This is a genomic window from Streptomyces sp. NPDC017520, from assembly GCF_044329855.1.
In the GTDB taxonomy this organism is placed as follows: domain Bacteria; phylum Actinomycetota; class Actinomycetes; order Streptomycetales; family Streptomycetaceae; genus Streptomyces.
The window spans coordinates 436,325-450,493 of record NZ_JBIRKB010000007.1 but is presented as its reverse complement, the minus strand read 5'-3'; the positions used below and the strand labels follow the sequence as shown (position 1 = coordinate 450,493).

Sequence of the window (14,169 nt, the reverse complement as noted above, 5' to 3'; positions counted from 1 at the left end):
GCCACCCGCTATGACAAAACCCGCGAGTCCTACCAGGCGGCCGTCACCATCGCCTCAATCCTGCTTTGGATCTGACCTTTGAAGACGACCTCTAGCAGCGTAGCGACCCGCGACCCCACTCTGTGATGGATTCGCTACGGAACGAAGCGATGCCCCGCACGTCGACGCACCCTGAGAAGGCAGGCCCCATGAAGCACGTCCTCGCCCGGCTCCTGAAGCCGGTGCTGAGCTTCCTGACCACCGCACCACGCCAACGGCATCCGCTGGACACCTGTGCGGACGTCCACCCCTACTCCTGCGACTACGTCGGCGGTCCGACCGCATACCGCACCGGTGAGCGCCCTCCCCGGGGCGAGGACAGCCCGCTGGTACGCCCGTACTTCGTGGCGCACGAACGCCAGGTGGCCGAGGAGCTGGCGGCCGAGCGGCGGCGGCAGCGCAGGCGCGGCGGAAGGCTCTGGATCGCGGTGCGCGGGGTGGACCTGGCGGTCGGTTCCGGCTGTGAAAGCGGGGCCGCCGCATGAGGGCCGCCGGGGAGGACGCCTCCGTGGTGCGGCTGCTGCCCTGGAGCGGCACGGGAGGGAAACCCTGTTACGTCGTGGGGGACGGCACTGGTTACGTGTCGCGGGCGGCCGACGACGTGGAGGAGATCCAGCTCGACATGGCGGACGAACTACTCGGACACGCCGCCGACCTGCTGGCCGAGACGGACGCGACCGCTCCGCAACTCCACTTTCTCGCCGCCCGGTTGAGTGAGTCCCTGGTACAGGTCAAACGGGTCGCGGAGAGCAGGGGCTCCCGGTTGGAAGCGACACTCCCTCGGGCGGATGGGCCAGATCAGCCATAGGCGACCGGTCGCCCGAGAGTTTCGGAGTCGGCCATCGAGGGAGAGGGGAAGAGAGGGAGAAGCGACGGTGGCCGTCCGGTAGCGCCGGCGGTCGGGGAAGGGGAGAGGGCGGGCCGCGATCCCCTGTCAGGTCCGCCGCGCGCTGCTCGCCAGGCGGTCCGCGAACGCGACGACCAGGTCGCGCAGTTCGGCGGGACGTTCGATGACGAACGGCAGGTCGAGGGAGGCGAGGACCGGCGGCAGCCAGTCGAGCCGCTCCGCTCGGATCTCGACGCGCAGCCAGCGCTCGGTCACGGGATCCATGCCCTCCACCTGCTCGGCCTCGGCCTCCTCCACCCTCGCGACGCTCGCGGGCAGCCGGGCCCGGATCTGCTCGACCGTCCCGTGGACCCGCACGGTCACCTCGTACCGGTAGTCCGCAGTGGCGAAGCCGGACAGGAGCCGTTCCGCCGGGTCCGGTCCGGCGGGTTCCTCGAAGGACCCCGGCAGGGCCCTCGCGTCCGCGATGCGGTCGAGCCGCAGGTTCCGGTCCTCCCCGCTCGCCGGGTCGCCGCCGGTGACGTACCACCGGCCGGAATGGACCACGATCCCGTACGGATGCAGCGTGCGGTCGCTGCGCCGGCCCTCACGGTCGGTGTACCTGATCGCGACCGGCCTGCGGTGGCGCACCGCGTCGGCGAGGGTGAGCAGCACTTCGGCGTCCGGGGCGTCGAACGAGCCGGACGGGGCGGTGAGGGCGAGGGACTCCAGCACCGTGTCGAGGCGGCGGGCCAGCCGCGCGGGCAGCACCCGCCGGATCTTGGCCGCGGCCGTCTCGCTCGCGGTGGCCGCCCCCGTGGTCAGCCCCGCCCGGCCCCCGGCGATCAGCCCGAGCAGCACGGCGAGCGCTTCGTCGTCGTCGAACATCAGCGGAGGCAGGCGGTGTCCGGGAGCGAGTCGATAGCCGCCGTACCGGCCGCGCACCGGCTCGACCGGGAGGTCGAGATCGATCAGCTGGTTCACGTAGCGCCGCACCGTGCGCCCGTCGACGCCGAGCCGCTCGGCCAGTTCGGTCGTCGTCCGGGTGCCGCCCGACTGGAGCAGTTCCAGCAGGGTGAGCACCCGGCCGGTGGGCCGGTACGTCGTCGAGGTCCGGGGCATGCTCGAAGTCTAGGCCGGATACCGGGCGGATTCTGTCCGCTATAAGTTCTAACGTACGAAGTCCGGGAGCCGGGCCACCGGTTCCGAGGCCCCACCCGCCGACACAGGGAGCTCACCATGGACTTCGCCTCCATCCGCGTCATCACCAGCGACGTCGCACGTCTCGTCGCGTTCTACGAGAAGGCCACCGGCCTCCCGGCGTCCTGGTCCACCGAGGACTTCGCCGAGATCAGGACCCCCGGCGCCACGCTCGCCATCGGCAGCACCCGTACGGTTTCGCTGTTCGCACCGGACTCCGCACGCCCGGCCGACAACCACAGCGTGATCATCGAGTTCCTGGTCGAGGACGTGGACCGCGTGTACGAGAACCTGACCGGACACGTCTCCGAGTTCGTCAAGGAGCCCACCACCATGCCGTGGGGCAACCGGTCGCTGCTCTTCCGGGACCCCGACGGCAACCTCGTGAACTTCTTCACGCCGGTCACTCCGGCGGCCGTGGCGAAGTTCGCCCGCTGAGGGCCTCCCTGTCGGCTCCGGGCCGCGCCTTCGGCCCCGCTTTCGTACGCGCCTTCGGCCCCTCTTCGGTACGGGCCTTCGGCGACATGAACAGCGTCGCCGCCAGCGCCAGGAGCAGCAGCCCCGCGCAGACGTACCCGGAGACCTGCACGCCGACCGCCATCGCCTCGCGGGCCGCCTGAGCCGCCGATGCCGTGCGCGGCTCCGCGGCGAGGGTCTCGATCACCGATCCCGCGCTCTCCGTCACCACGCTCCCGAGGCGTTCCGCTTCGTCCGCCGGGACTCCGTCCCGGGTGAGCCGTTCGGTCATTCCGGAGGCCAGGGTGCTGAAGAACAGCGTGGTCAGGAGGGCGATGCCGAGGGCGGACCCGAGCTCGCGGGCCGCGCTCTGGATGCCCGACGCCTGGCCTCCGCTGCGTTCCGGTACGTCCACGAGGACGATGTTGGTGACCTGCGCCGTGGCGAAGCCGACGCCGATCCCGTACACGAACAGGGCGAGGGCGATGAGCCACCAGGAGCTGTCCGTGGACGCGGTCAGGGCCAGCAGCGCCAGCCCGGCGGCCTCCAGGCCCAGGCCGATCCGGACCTGGGCGAGCGCGGGCACCGTCGCGGCCATCGGGAAGCTCGCCCCGGAGGCGGCGAAGCTGCCCGCGGCCAGGGCGACGAGGGCGAGGCCCGCCTCGAACGCGCTGTAGCCGAGGGCGAACTGCAACCAGAGCGGCAGCACCGCGATGATGCCGAACTCCCCGAGGCCGACCATCAGCGTGACGAAGTTGCCGTTGCGGAACGAGCGGATGGAGAGCAGCCACACGTCCATCAGCGGCTCGTCGCCCGCCCGGCTCAGCACGGCCTGCCTGCGCCAGAACACGCCCAGCGCCAGGACGGACAGGAGCAGGGCGACGAACACCGGCGAGAGCCCGCCGGACCAGGAGAAGTCTCCGATCTCCAGCGGTTCGGTCGTCATCAGCCAGCCATGAGTACGTCCCTCGATCAGCACGAACGCGAGAAGCCCCAGCCCCACCGCCGACAGCGCCGCGCCGACGCCGTCGATACGGCCCCGGGCGTGGGGCGACGCGTCCAGGTACCGGAGGACCCCCACCACGATGAGGGCGACCAGCGGAATGTTGATACCGAAGGCCCACCGCCAGGAGAAGTCGGCGAGCCATCCGCCCAGCAGTGGGCCCACGGCCGCCGCCGCTCCGATGGTCGAGCCCCACACGGCGAACGCCTGACCGCGCGCCCGGCCCGTGAACGTGGCGTTCAGCAGGGCCAGCGAGGTGGGCAGCATCATCGCTCCGCCGACACCCTGGACGGACCGGGCGAGGATCAGCAGGCCGCCGCCGGGGGCCAGCGCGGCCAGCAGGCTCGTCACGCCGAAGACGGCGAGGCCCAGCAGGAAGATCCGGCGTGCGCCGTACAGGTCGCTGAGGCGTCCGGTGACCAGCAGGAGCGCCGCGAACGTGATCGCGTACGACTCCTGGATCCACTGGGCCTCCGACGAGCCGATGGAGAGGTCCTCGATGATCGGCGCGAGGATCACGTTGACGATCGTCAGATCGACGACGATCAGGGCCACGCCGAGCGCCACGGCGACGAGGCCGAGCCACTGACGTGGTGTGGGAGGGATTTCCGCTGGTTCGGGCACAGTGCTTCTACTCCCCGAATTGCTTTGCCGCAAAGAAAGATACCTTTGTGGCAAAGGTAAATGTGGCGGGGTAGGTTGTCAAAGCGGGCGGTGGGGGACGCGGCCGGAGGGCCCGCGACGGAACCGGGACCGGAAGAGAGCGGGGCAGCGCCAATGCCGAACGGGCACGGAGCCGACGGGAACGTCACGGTGGACGGGAACGGCCCGGTGGACGGGGACGTCCCGGTGGGCGGGGACGGCGCGGTCGACCACGAGACGCCGCGGGTCGACCGTGTGATGGACGGCCTGCGCGCCTTCGGGGCCAACTACACCGAGTTCACCCGCCGTTTCGCGGCCTGGCTCGGGCTGCACTCCACCGATGCCGCCGCCCTGGTCGAGATCCTCTACGCGGAGGACCAGGGCGCACCCCTGTCGCCGGCCCGGCTCAGCGAGCGCGTCTCGCTCTCCTCCGGCGCGACCGCCATCCTCCTCAAGCGGCTCGAACAGGCGGGACACATCGTCCGCACCCGCGAGAGCACCGACCGCCGGGTGGTGACCCTGCGCAGCAGCCCCGACATCCGGCCGAGGGCCATCGCGTTCTTCGGCCCGTACTCCGAGCGGATGGCCGAGGCGATGGCCGCCTACTCCCCGCAGGAGATCCAGCGGTTCGAGCAGTTCCTCGGCGGGCTGCGCTCGACCATGGACACCCTGCTGGCCAACGAGTACCGGGACGGCGGACCCGGCCCCCGTACCCCCGTCTCCCCCTGACCGTCTGTGCTGAGGACGGGGACGCCGGCCCCTGCTCCCCCGAAGAGCCCGTCCGCTACGACCGCGCCGCGTAGCCCGCCCCCGGGCCGCGTAGCCCATCCCCGCCCGCGTAGCCCGCCCCCGGGCCGCGAACCGCCCTGTCAGTGCCACCCGGTAGCGTCGGGTCATGTCCAACATGGCCGTCCTCCAGGGTGTCCTGGAGCGGATCTCACCTCACCAACCAAACGCGACCTGGGTCAGGACGAGGTTGGGTGCTCTCCTGGACGGACGCGGGGAGTCGGCACCCCTGCCGCCGTACACGCCGACTGCGGTTCGGTTTCCACGGCCAATTCCCTGACGGTGACCGCGGGCCCTGACTTGCCGTCCAGCGCGACCTCGAAGGCGAAGCACCCCGTCACAAGTGTCTCGCCGGCGAGGAAGGCCCCCGGTCCGACGCCCAACAGCTCTGCCGTCACCGTGAGGTCAGAGCCCTGCCGCTCGACGCCGACCAGGCCTTGGGCCGGCTTTCCCCGTGGGAAGACTTGAGCGATCTCGCTGTCGTCCAGCACACCGTCGGCTGCCGCCCCGGCGAGCCTCTCCTGCCGAGTCTCAGCAGCACTCCGCATATCGGCGCGGGCCTTCGCCTCGGCGCGGTCATCCGCCGTGGCCAGCCAGACCCACAGCCCGATGAGACACACAAGAAGCAGCACGAGCACGGCCAGGCAGCCGTCGAGCAGATACCCCCGGGCTGTTCCCCTGCGCACCCCGTCGCGTCTTCCCATGGCCTGAGCATGCAGGCGTCGAGACGTGCCAGGGAGGCGCGATTCCAAGTCGTTATCTCACGAGGACAGGCCGGCTGCCGCCACACACCGGACATCCACCTCGCGGAACACGGTCGAGTCCGCTCTGTCGGCGGCGGGCGGTAGCCTCCCAGAGACAGCGGAGACCGGATGAGCAGGTGGGGCGGTGCCCGGTAGGGGAGTTGACGCCAAGCGGGGCAACCGCGAAGGCGTCTGTGAGGTCACTGGCGTCCTGGAGCGGATCACCTACGCCAACGAGGAGAACGGGTACACGGTCGCCCGCGTCGACACCGGACGCGGAGCCGGGGACCTCCTCACCGTCGTCGGCGCGCTGCTCGGCGCGCAGGTCGGCGAATCGCTGCGGATGGAGGGCCGTTGGGGCTCGCACGCGCAGTACGGCAAGCAGTTCACCGTGGAGAACTACACCACCGTGCTGCCCGCCACCATCCAGGGCATCCGCCGCTATCTCGGCTCCGGGCTGATCAAGGGGATCGGCCCGGTGATGGCCGACCGAATCACCACCCATTTCGGCGTCGACACCCTCGACATCATCGAGCAGGAGCCGAAGCGCCTGGTCGAGGTCCCCGGCCTCGGCCCCAAACGCACGAAGATGATCGCGACCGCCTGGGAGGAGCAGAAGGCGATCAAGGAGGTCATGGTCTTCCTCCAGAGCGTCGAGGTCTCCACCTCCATCGCCGTCCGCATCTACAAGAAGTACGAGGACGCCTCGATCTCCGTCGTGAAGAACCAGCCCTACCGGCTGGCCGCCGACGTCTGGGGCATCGGCTTCCTCACCGCCGACCGGATCGCCCAGGCCGTCGGCATTCCGCACGACAGCCCCGAGCGGGTCAAGGCCGGCCTCCAGTACGCCCTGTCCCAGTCCTCCGACCAGGGGCACTGCTACCTCCCCGAGGAGCGGCTCATCGCGGACGGCGTCAAGCTGCTCCAGGTCGACACCGGGCTGGTCATCGAGTGCCTGGCCGAGCTGGCCGCCGATCCGGAGGGCGTCGTACGGGAGAAGGTGCCGTCCCCCGAGGGCGGCGAACCGATCACCGCTGTCTACCTCGTCCCCTTCCACCGGGCCGAGCTGTCCCTCGCCGGGCAGGTCCGCCGCCTGCTCAACACCGGCGAGGACCGCATGCCGGCCTTCAGGGACGTGGACTGGGGCAAGGCCCTGGCCTGGCTCGCCACCCGTACGGGGGCCACCCTCGCCCCCGAGCAGGAACAGGCCGTACGGCTCGCGCTCAGCCGGAAGGTGGCCGTCCTGACCGGCGGCCCCGGCTGCGGGAAGTCGTTCACCGTACGGTCCATCGTCGAGCTGGCCCGGGCCAAGAAGGCCAAGGTCGTGCTCGCCGCCCCCACCGGGCGTGCCGCCAAACGCCTCGCGGAGCTGACCGGGGCCGAGGCGTCCACCGTGCACCGGCTCCTGGAGCTGAAGCCGGGCGGGGACGCGGCCTACGACCGGGATCGCCCGCTGGACGCGGATCTGGTCGTCGTGGACGAGGCGTCGATGCTTGATCTGCTGCTCGCCAACAAGCTCGTGAAGGCGGTGGCACCCGGTGCCCACCTCCTCCTCGTGGGCGATGTCGACCAGTTGCCCTCGGTCGGCGCGGGGGAGGTGCTGGGCGATCTGCTCGCGGAGGGCGGCCCGGTCCCCGCCGTCCGGCTCACCCGGATCTTCCGCCAGGCCCAGCAGTCCGGCGTCGTGACCAACGCCCACCGGATCAACGCCGGGCAGCCGCCGCTCACGGAGGGGCTGAGCGACTTCTTCCTCTTCGTCGAGGACGAGACGGAGGACGCGGGCAAGCTCGCCGTCGATGTGGCGGCCCGTCGCGTTCCGGCCAAATTCGGCCTCGATCCCCGCCGTGACGTGCAGGTGCTCGCCCCGATGCACCGGGGCCCGGCGGGTGCGGGGAATCTCAACGGGCTGCTCCAGCAGGCCATCACCCCGGGCCGCCCCGACCTCCCCGAGAAGCGGTTCGGCGGCCGGGTCTTCCGGGTCGGCGACAAGGTCACCCAGATCCGAAACAACTACGACAAGGGCGAGAACGGCGTCTTCAACGGCACGGTCGGCGTCGTCACCGGCCTTGACCTGGACGAACAGAAGCTCACCGTCCACACCGACGAGGACGAGGAGATCGGGTACGACTTCGACGAGCTGGACGAGCTGGCCCACGCGTACGCCATGACCATCCACCGCTCCCAGGGCAGCGAGTATCCGGCCGTCGTCATCCCCGTCACCACCAGTGCCTGGATGATGCTCCAGCGCAACCTGCTCTACACCGCCGTGACGAGGGCCAAGAAGCTGGTGGTCCTGGTCGGCTCCCGTAAGGCGATCGGCCAGGCCGTCCGCACGGTTTCCGCAGGCAGACGCTGTACAGCACTGGATTTCCGGCTCCGGGGCGGCTCCGGCGAAGACTTCGCGTGAGCCGTGGCAAAAATGATCGATCAAATCGGTGGGAAACATCACGGAGGTCTTCCGGAACCGCAGTCAAGGGGGCAGGATGAGTAAGTTGGCGGCACTCAGTGCCGCCAATGAGTCCAATGGACGACCCCGAGTGCACTCTCCTGAGCCGAATGGGGGAGGGTGGAAGACAGTCAGGGCACCTCGAAGAAGAGGCACTACGTCGGTGAGGGATGACGTGAGCGAGCACACCAACAACGCTGTAGTACTGCGGTACGGCGATGACGAGTACACCTACCCGGTGATCAACAGCACCGTCGGCGACGAGGGCTTCGACATCGGGAAGCTCCGGGCCAATACCGGCCTGGTGACGCTGGACAGCGGATACGGCAACACCGCCGCCTATAAATCCGCCATCACGTACCTCGACGGTGAGCAGGGCATTCTGCGCTACCGCGGATACCCGATCGAGCAGCTCGCCGAGCGCTCGTCGTTCCTCGAGGTCGCGTACACGCTGATCAACGGCGACCTGCCGAAGGTCGATGAGCTCTCGGCCTTCAAGAACGAGGTCACCCAGCACACGCTGCTGCACGAGGACGTCAAGCGGTTCTTCGACGGCTTCCCGCGCGACGCCCATCCGATGGCCATGCTGTCCTCGGTCGTCAGCGCGCTGTCCACGTTCTACCAGGACAGCCACAATCCGTTCGACGAGCAGCAGCGTCACCTCTCGACGATTCGCCTCCTGGCGAAGCTTCCGACGATCGCGGCGTACGCCTACAAGAAGTCGATCGGGCACCCCTTCGTCTACCCGCGCAACGACCTCGGGTACGTCGAGAACTTCCTGCGCATGACCTTCTCGGTCCCCGCCCAGGAGTACGAGCTGGACCCGGTCGTCGTCTCGGCCCTGGACAAGCTGCTCATCCTGCACGCGGACCACGAGCAGAACTGTTCGACCTCCACCGTGCGTCTGGTCGGCTCCTCGCAGGCGAACATGTTCGCCTCGATCTCCGCCGGCATCTCCGCCCTGTGGGGCCCCCTGCACGGTGGCGCCAACCAGTCGGTCCTGGAGATGCTGGAAGGCATCCAGGCCAACGGCGGCGACGTCGACTCCTTCATCCGCAAGGTGAAGAACAAGGAGGACGGCGTCCGCCTGATGGGCTTCGGCCACCGGGTGTACAAGTCCTTCGACCCGCGCGCCAAGATCATCAAGGCCGCTGCGCACGACGTGCTGTCCGCGCTCGGCAAGTCCGACGAGCTGCTCGACATCGCGCTCAAGCTGGAGGAGCACGCGCTCTCCGACGACTACTTCGTCTCGCGCAACCTCTACCCCAACGTGGACTTCTACACCGGTCTGATCTACCGGGCCATGGGCTTCCCGACCGAGATGTTCACCGTGCTCTTCGCGCTCGGCCGGCTTCCCGGCTGGATCGCTCAGTGGCACGAGATGATCAAGGAGCCGGGTTCCCGCATCGGCCGCCCGCGTCAGATCTACACCGGCGAGGTCCTGCGCGACTTCGTCCCGGTCGAGGGCCGCTGACCCGGAGCTCGTAACCCCCTGGAGTGCCCGGCCTCTTCGGCCGACTGCCTTCGCCCCGCGTACCGCGCTTCGCACAGAGCGCGGTGTCCGGGGCGATTCGGCGTTCTACGGGGCTTGCGCGGGGCCGCGTACGGCGGTCGAGCGGACTCAGGGCTCAGGGGCTCAGGGGCTCATGCGGGGCGCGGACGGGCCTTGAGCGAGCCGGAAAGCGAGAAACGCCCCGCCGCCGATCCCCCCACGGGTCGACGGTCGGGGCGTTTCCCATATCCCGGAGCGGATTCCCCCCACGGGATCCGGCCGGGCGTCTGTAGGGAGCCGAAGCTCCCGTTGTTCTGTTGTGCTGCGGTCCGCCGGGGTACGTACGCACGGGAGGGCCGCTCAAAGCTCCCCGGTGCACGTGCCCCGGCCAACGCTTGCCACAGGAGCGTCCCCCAAGACACTCCGTCGGACGTCCCCCAAGACATCCTTGGCTCGCACTTTAAGACTCGCGAACCCACCGGATGGTTACCCTGAAACCGGTGTGATCTAAATCTCTTTGTGGAAGTTACGTGAAGGCACGCACCGTAGGCCGTTCGTGACGACGAACACGGACGAAAACGCCATGGCGGCTCCCGCGATCATAGGGTTGAGCAGGCCGATTACAGCCAGGGGCAAGGCCGCGACGCGGTACCCGGAGGTCCGGAAGGGGCTGCCCCCGATGGTGGCCAGCGTACGCCCGGAGAGGCGGATCGCGGCAGCCGTCACCTTGAGATCTCCACGAACCGGTGTGAGGTGTACGGCCGGACTCCCGGGAGACGCGGATCGGGCCGCACCCCCCGCCGGTGTCGACTGGTGAGGTGCGGCCCGAGGGCGAACGGGGTGGCGGCTGCTCCGGCCGGCCTTTCAGGCGGCCGGGCCGAGAAGCTCGTACCCGGCCTCGTCGACGGCGGCGCGGACGGCGTCCTCGGCCAGCGGGGCCTTGGACGTGACGGTGACCAGGCCGGTGGCGGCGACGGCCGCGACCGAGGTCACGCCCGCGATCCCGGAGATCTCCTCCGAGACGGCGCCCTCGCAGTGGCCGCAGGTCATGCCCTTCACCTGGTACGCGGTGGTGACCTCGTCGGTCTGCTCGATCTGCACCTCGGTCGCGCCGTCGTGGCAGGAGCCGGTGGGCGTGCAGCAGGAACCGGTGGACTGGGTGGTCTCTGTCTCGGCGGTCATGACGTTCTCCTCTTCGCGAACACGTTACGGCGGCGTGGCGGGGCGCGGGGGCCGTGGAGGACTCCCTGGCGATCCGCCGTATCCACACTATACCCCTAGGGGGTATGACCGCGACCTGGGGGCCTGCTGGTCCCCAGGTCGATGAAGCTGATGGGCCGCTCCACCGGGTGGGCCCCCGCGCCCCTGCGCTCCCTCCACCGCAGGTTCGGCCTCGGCGAAGGGACGGGGAATCCGTTCGGAAACAGCCCTCGGGGGAGCCTGGAACACCCCCGGAGCGGGCCCCGGAGGGCCTGCGGGGCACCGAACAGGTGGAGGCCGGTGGGCCGGCCTCCCCGCCCGTCCCAGAAGGCGCCAGGGGCCTGCCCGCAGCATCGGCAAAGGGTCGCTGACCTGGGGTTTCATGCTCCGACTGCCTAGAATTACCCCATCGGAAAAGGGGGCCCGGATGGACCGGAACGTGACGACGACGGATGATGTGCTGGCGCTGATGGACGGGCTGTTCGCCCCGGCGGCGGACCGGTGGACGGCCGGCGGGGCGTCCTGGTGGGACGACTTCTACGCGGACCGTTCGAGGACGGTGCCGTTCTTCGTGGACAAGCCCGACGAGAGCCTGGACGGGTATCTCCGCCAGGGGCTGATCACCCCGGGCCGTGCGCTCGACCTCGGCTGCGGGCCCGGCCGCAACGCGCTGCACCTGGCCTCGCTCGGCTTCGACGTCGACGCGGTCGACCTCTCCCCGGAAGCGATCGCCTGGGCGCGGGAGCGGGCGGAGAGCGCGGGAGCCCACGGCGTCCGGTTCCACCAGGGTGACGCGTTCGCACTGACGGCGGCGGGGGCCGCCCTGGCCGGGCCCTACGACCTGATCCACGACTCCGGCTGCTTCCACCACCTGCCGCCCCACCGGCGCATCAGCTATCTCGCCCTCCTGGAGCGCTGCCTCGCGCCCGGCGGCCACTTCACGCTCACCTGCTTCGCCGCCGGTGAGGGCGGGATGGGCTCGGAGCTGCCGGACGCCGAGCTCTACCGGACGGGCGGCCTCCAGGGCGGCCTCGCCTACTCACCCGAGGCGCTGCGCCACGTCTTCTCCGGCCTGACGGAGATCGAGCTGCGCCGGATGAACGACGAGGCTCCCCAGTCCCCGCTCTTCGGGAAGCCGTTCCTCTGGACGGCCCTCTTCCGGGCACCCGCCCGGGGCTGACGGGCCCGGGCGGGGGAGGGCGGGGGCACTGTGCGGGCGGGGTCGCTGTGCGGGCAGGGGTGTCAGCGGCCCCGGTTGCGGGGGCGGGAGGCGACCCACGCGCGGACGGTGTCTCCGTACCAGTAGGGCTTCCCGTTCTTCACCTGGTCGGGCGGGGGCAGGAGCCCGTGCTTGCGATAGGAGCGGACAGTGTCCGGCTGGACCTGGATGTGCGCGGCAATGTCCTTGTAGGACCAGAGCGTTCTGTCGGTCATCAGTGACACCTCTCAGCGCTTCTCTGCTCTGCTGCGCTCCGCAGCACCGGCTGACGATCACTCAGCCGGTGCTCGGTTGAACGACCTCGGGCGGCAGGTGGCGTGGGGCTGTCGACCGACTGTGACAGAAACCACGCGTAACCGAGATATGTGTTCCGAAACGGTGACTGCTGTGGCAGAACGGATGAACCGGGACCAGTGGTGCGGGTCGGGGTCGTTGTCGGACCCGGCTGCCACGATGGGGACCATGAGCACTTCCGAACGCCCGATGCCCCCTCTCGTCGCCGATGAACGCGCCTCCCTGGAGAGCTGGCTCGACTTCTACCGCGCCACCCTCGCCCAGAAGTGCGCGGACCTGCCCGAGAAGGGGCTGCGCGAGGCGTCCGCGGCGCCGTCGCCGATCACCTTGCTCGGACTGCTCCAGCACCTGGCGGAGGTCGAGCGCAACTGGTTCCGCCGCGTGCTCGCGCAGGAGGACGCCCCGCCGCTCCACGCCCCGCCGGCCGGCGGCGAAGCCGGAACCGAGGGCCGTGACGGCGGCTGGGAGCTGGCCGAGGACTCCACCCACGAGCGGGCGCTCGCCCAGTGGGAGACCGAGGTGGCACGGGCCCGGCAGAACTGCGCGGCCCGGGCGCTCGACGACACCAGCCCGTTCATGGGCGCGCAGGTCACCCTGCGGTGGATCTACACCCACATGATCGGCGAGTACGCGCGGCACTGCGGCCACGCCGACCTGATCCGCGAACGCGTCGACGGAAGCACGGGAGTCTGACCCGGCGCACCCGGCGCACCCCGGGGTGCGCCGGGGCGGTGCGGGCGGCCGAGGGGTGGAGCTCGACGCATCCGGCGGGCTCAGGCCGGGGCGCCGGGCCTTCCGCAGGAGCGGAGGAACTCCCGGGTGCGGCGGGCGATGGGGAACGGCTTGCCCGGCGGGCACGGATACATGTCCTGCTCCACGATCGCGAACAGATCGACGTCCAGGGCCCGGGCCGCTTCCAGGACCGGTTCCAGGGCGGGCACCCCACCAGGCGGCTCGCACATCACCCCCCTGGCCACCGCCGGGCCGAACGGCACCTCGTCCGCGACCACCGTCGCCAGGATCTCCGGATCGACCTGCTTGAGGTGGAGGTAGCCGATGCGTTCCCCGTACGTCTCGATGAGCTTGACGCTGTCCCCGCCGCAGTAGGCGTAGTGCCCGGTGTCCAGGCAGAGCGAGACGAGATCCGGATCGGTGGCGTCCAGGAAGCGGTTGACGTTCTCCTCGGTGTCGATGTGGGTGTCCGCGTGCGGGTGGACGACGATGCGCAGCCCGAACCGCTCCCGGACCTCCCGGCCCAGCCGCTCCGTCTGCGTCGTCAGCTCACGCCACTGCGCGGGTGTGAGCACCCGGTCCTCCAGTACCTCGCCCGTCTTGTCGTCGCGCCAGAAGGACGGGATGACGACCAGATGCTCGGCGCCCATGGCCCGGGTCAGTCCGGCGATGTCCGCGACATGCGCCCACGTCCGGTCCCAGACGTCCGGGCCGTGGTGCAGTCCGGTGAAGACGGTCCCGGCGGAGACGGTGAGTCCCCGCTCGCGGGTCTCGTCGGCCAGCCGCGCCGGGTCGGTGGGCAGATAGCCGTACGGGCCGAGTTCGATCCACGCGTACCCGGCCTCGGCCACCTCGTCGAGGAAGCGCTGCCACGGCACCTGACGCGGGTCGTCGGGGAACCACACGCCCCAGGAGTCGGGGGCCGAGCCGATACGGATGCGGGCCGAGGAGTGGACGGAGGCGGTCATACCGCCCAGCCTTGGGGGCCATGCCGAAGAGTGTCAAGGCTTCGTCCGAATGTCCGGACAAAATGTTGACAGGGTTCCGGGGAGGGGACTAGACCTGGGACCAGCCGGCCACCGGTGGTCGAA

The 14,169-nt window shown here is 70.1% G+C and carries 14 protein-coding genes and 1 pseudogene; 8 read left to right on the top strand and 7 right to left on the bottom strand.

Annotated elements, in window-relative coordinates:
• The first annotated feature begins 188 nt into the window (after positions 1–188).
• Both ACH4KB_RS20025 and ACH4KB_RS20020 read left to right on the top strand, forming a co-directional pair.
• A complete protein-coding gene (locus tag ACH4KB_RS20025; protein WP_398067208.1) occupies positions 189–524 on the top strand; it encodes a hypothetical protein in 336 nt (111 codons plus the stop codon).
• Positions 521–847: a hypothetical protein gene (locus tag ACH4KB_RS20020; RefSeq protein ID WP_398067207.1), complete on the top strand. Its 327-nt coding sequence runs from the start codon at positions 521–523 to the stop codon at positions 845–847. The genes ACH4KB_RS20025 and ACH4KB_RS20020 overlap by 4 nt, the downstream gene beginning before the upstream one ends.
• A gap of 126 nt (positions 848–973) precedes the next feature.
• Here ACH4KB_RS20020 and ACH4KB_RS20015 read toward each other — a convergent pair whose 3' ends face one another.
• Positions 974–1,987: a helix-turn-helix transcriptional regulator gene (locus ACH4KB_RS20015; RefSeq protein ID WP_398067206.1), complete on the bottom strand. Its 1,014-nt coding sequence runs from the start codon at positions 1,985–1,987 to the stop codon at positions 974–976.
• Positions 1,988–2,104: 117 nt separating this feature from the next.
• Between ACH4KB_RS20015 and ACH4KB_RS20010 the strand changes: the two genes are divergently transcribed.
• Positions 2,105–2,503 carry a VOC family protein gene (locus ACH4KB_RS20010; protein WP_398067205.1) on the top strand — a complete coding sequence of 133 codons (399 nt, stop codon included), beginning with the start codon at positions 2,105–2,107 and terminating at the stop codon, positions 2,501–2,503.
• Here the strand turns inward: ACH4KB_RS20010 and ACH4KB_RS20005 are convergent.
• Positions 2,469–4,148, bottom strand: coding sequence for an MFS transporter (locus ACH4KB_RS20005; protein ID WP_398067204.1), 1,680 nt, complete (start codon positions 4,146–4,148; stop codon positions 2,469–2,471). The two genes, ACH4KB_RS20010 and ACH4KB_RS20005, sit on opposite strands and share 35 nt — an antisense overlap.
• A 153-nt stretch (positions 4,149–4,301) precedes the next feature.
• Here ACH4KB_RS20005 and ACH4KB_RS20000 point away from each other — a divergent pair, with 153 nt between their 5' ends.
• On the top strand, positions 4,302–4,895 hold the full coding sequence (locus tag ACH4KB_RS20000) for a MarR family winged helix-turn-helix transcriptional regulator (protein WP_398067203.1): 594 nt from the start codon (positions 4,302–4,304) through the stop codon (positions 4,893–4,895).
• Between the two features lie 236 nt (positions 4,896–5,131).
• Here the strand turns inward: ACH4KB_RS20000 and ACH4KB_RS19995 are convergent, their stop codons facing one another.
• Positions 5,132–5,656, bottom strand: coding sequence for a hypothetical protein (locus tag ACH4KB_RS19995; RefSeq protein ID WP_398067202.1), 525 nt, complete (start codon positions 5,654–5,656; stop codon positions 5,132–5,134).
• A gap of 184 nt (positions 5,657–5,840) precedes the next feature.
• On the opposite strand from ACH4KB_RS19995, the gene ACH4KB_RS19990 reads away from it, so the two are divergent.
• Positions 5,841–8,102 carry an ATP-dependent RecD-like DNA helicase gene (locus ACH4KB_RS19990; protein ID WP_398067201.1) on the top strand — a complete coding sequence of 754 codons (2,262 nt, stop codon included), beginning with the start codon at positions 5,841–5,843 and terminating at the stop codon, positions 8,100–8,102.
• A 214-nt stretch (positions 8,103–8,316) separates the two neighbouring features.
• The gene (locus ACH4KB_RS19985; RefSeq protein WP_398067200.1) at positions 8,317–9,615 is read left to right on the top strand and encodes a citrate synthase; all 1,299 of its coding nucleotides are present in this window, start codon (positions 8,317–8,319) and stop codon (positions 9,613–9,615) included.
• Positions 9,616–10,159: 544 nt separating this feature from the next.
• On the opposite strand, the pseudogene ACH4KB_RS19980 reads toward ACH4KB_RS19985, so the two are convergent.
• Both ACH4KB_RS19980 and ACH4KB_RS19975 read right to left on the bottom strand, forming a co-directional pair.
• A pseudogene (locus ACH4KB_RS19980) lies at positions 10,160–10,395 on the bottom strand (haloacid dehalogenase); the annotation flags it as partial.
• A gap of 102 nt (positions 10,396–10,497) precedes the next feature.
• The gene (locus ACH4KB_RS19975) at positions 10,498–10,815 is read right to left on the bottom strand and encodes a heavy-metal-associated domain-containing protein (protein ID WP_398067199.1); all 318 of its coding nucleotides are present in this window, start codon (positions 10,813–10,815) and stop codon (positions 10,498–10,500) included.
• A gap of 445 nt (positions 10,816–11,260) precedes the next feature.
• Here ACH4KB_RS19975 and ACH4KB_RS19970 point away from each other — a divergent pair, with 445 nt between their 5' ends.
• Positions 11,261–12,013 carry a class I SAM-dependent methyltransferase gene (locus ACH4KB_RS19970; protein ID WP_398067198.1) on the top strand — a complete coding sequence of 251 codons (753 nt, stop codon included), beginning with the start codon at positions 11,261–11,263 and terminating at the stop codon, positions 12,011–12,013.
• A 62-nt stretch (positions 12,014–12,075) separates the two neighbouring features.
• On the opposite strand, the gene ACH4KB_RS19965 is transcribed toward ACH4KB_RS19970, so the two are convergent.
• A complete protein-coding gene (locus ACH4KB_RS19965; protein ID WP_010064909.1) occupies positions 12,076–12,267 on the bottom strand; it encodes an AlpA family transcriptional regulator in 192 nt (63 codons plus the stop codon).
• 247 nt (positions 12,268–12,514) lie between these two features.
• On the opposite strand from ACH4KB_RS19965, the gene ACH4KB_RS19960 reads away from it, so the two are divergent.
• Entirely contained in the window at positions 12,515–13,039 is a 525-nt protein-coding gene (locus ACH4KB_RS19960) for a DinB family protein (protein ID WP_398067197.1), read from the top strand.
• A gap of 80 nt (positions 13,040–13,119) precedes the next feature.
• Here the strand turns inward: ACH4KB_RS19960 and ACH4KB_RS19955 are convergent, their stop codons facing one another.
• A complete protein-coding gene (locus ACH4KB_RS19955; protein ID WP_398067196.1) occupies positions 13,120–14,046 on the bottom strand; it encodes a sugar phosphate isomerase/epimerase family protein in 927 nt (308 codons plus the stop codon).
• Between the last annotated feature and the right edge of the window lie 123 nt (positions 14,047–14,169).

Bases quoted from the DNA above. Each gene is read 5' to 3' on its own strand.
- ACH4KB_RS20000 (WP_398067203.1), top strand. From the start codon at position 4,302: ATGCCGAACGGGCACGGAGCCGACGGGAACGTCACGGTGGACGGGAAC.
- ACH4KB_RS19975 (WP_398067199.1), bottom strand. From the start codon at position 10,815: ATGACCGCCGAGACAGAGACCACCCAGTCCACCGGTTCCTGCTGCACG.
- ACH4KB_RS20015 (WP_398067206.1), bottom strand. From the start codon at position 1,987: ATGCCCCGGACCTCGACGACGTACCGGCCCACCGGCCGGGTGCTCACC.
- ACH4KB_RS19960 (WP_398067197.1), top strand. From the start codon at position 12,515: ATGAGCACTTCCGAACGCCCGATGCCCCCTCTCGTCGCCGATGAACGC.
- ACH4KB_RS20010 (WP_398067205.1), top strand. From the start codon at position 2,105: ATGGACTTCGCCTCCATCCGCGTCATCACCAGCGACGTCGCACGTCTC.
- ACH4KB_RS19995 (WP_398067202.1), bottom strand. From the start codon at position 5,656: ATGGGAAGACGCGACGGGGTGCGCAGGGGAACAGCCCGGGGGTATCTG.
- ACH4KB_RS20025 (WP_398067208.1), top strand. From the start codon at position 189: ATGAAGCACGTCCTCGCCCGGCTCCTGAAGCCGGTGCTGAGCTTCCTG.
- ACH4KB_RS19965 (WP_010064909.1), bottom strand. From the start codon at position 12,267: ATGACCGACAGAACGCTCTGGTCCTACAAGGACATTGCCGCGCACATC.
- ACH4KB_RS20020 (WP_398067207.1), top strand. From the start codon at position 521: ATGAGGGCCGCCGGGGAGGACGCCTCCGTGGTGCGGCTGCTGCCCTGG.
- ACH4KB_RS19970 (WP_398067198.1), top strand. From the start codon at position 11,261: ATGGACCGGAACGTGACGACGACGGATGATGTGCTGGCGCTGATGGAC.
- ACH4KB_RS19955 (WP_398067196.1), bottom strand. From the start codon at position 14,046: ATGACCGCCTCCGTCCACTCCTCGGCCCGCATCCGTATCGGCTCGGCC.